Here is a 1,039-nt window from a genome sequence, read left to right as displayed (position 1 = left end):
GACCAGCCCGGCCCGTAGCTGGGTGCGCTGCCGGGCGGCCCCGACCAGCGCCAGCGCCACCTCGACGGCGGCCAGGGAACCGACCGCCAGCACCCCGACCAGCACCCCGCCGACGCCGTCGCGCAGCGCGGTGACCACCACCGTGCCGGCGGTCACCCCGGCGGCGGTCACCCCGGCGGCGTCCACGGCGAAGCCGGCGGCGGCGAGCCGCCGTTCCAGCCGGGCCAGCCGGCGGGCCCGGTCGGCGGTGGCGTCCAGCGCGTACCCGGTGGCACCGAACGCGGCCAGGTCGGCGGCGCCGTGGACAAGGTCCACGGCGTCCGTGGCGAGCGCGCCGCGCAGCGGGGCTACCTGGTCGGCGGCGTGCCGGGTCAGCGCGGTGGCCGCGAGCGGCAGGGCCACCCCGGCGACGAGCAGGCCCAGCGCCAGCACCCCGGCGGCGGGGAGCGAGATGGTGGCGGCCCCGGCCACGGCCAGCACGCTGACCACCGCGGCGGCGGCCCCCGGTACGAGCACCCGCAGCAGCAGGTCCTGCACGGCCTCCACGTCGGACACGAGCCGGCTCAGCGCGTCCCCGGTGCGCTGCCTTGCGGCGTCGCGCCGGGCGGCCAGGGCGGCGAAGACCCCGGCCCGGACGTCGGTGATCATCCGCAGCACGGCATCGTGGCCGGCGAGGCGCTCGGTGTAGCGGAACACGCCCCGGCTGATCGCCAGCGCCCGGACCGCGACGATCGCCACGGTGAGCCGGTCCAGTGGCGGCCGGCCGGCGGCGCTCATCAGCAGCCAGGTGGCGGTGGCCATCAGGGCCAGCCCGGCGAGCTCGGTGGCGGCGGCGAGCAGCCCCGCGCCGACCAGCCGGCCCAGGTACGGCCGGGCCAGCCGGAGCACGGCCCGCTCGGCGGCCCGGACGCTCCCGCCGGCCACCGGGGCCCCGTCGGCCGGCAGCGGGATGGCGAAGGCGTCGTCGGCGGGGCCGGTGCTCATCGGGCCGCCCCCTCTCCGGCCGGGGCGGGGGCGACCTGCCCGACCGGTCCGGCAG

At 80.5% G+C, this 1,039-nt stretch carries 1 pseudogene; it reads right to left on the bottom strand.

The features are described from left to right. A pseudogene (locus E1258_RS32805) lies at nt 1–984 on the bottom strand (thiol reductant ABC exporter subunit CydC); the annotation flags it as partial. Nucleotides 985–1,039 lie beyond the last annotated feature (55 nt).

It is taken from the genome of Micromonospora sp. KC207, from assembly GCF_004348615.1.
In the GTDB taxonomy this organism is placed as follows: Bacteria; Actinomycetota; Actinomycetes; order Mycobacteriales; family Micromonosporaceae; genus Micromonospora.
This window is presented reverse-complemented; position numbering and strand designations above follow the sequence as displayed.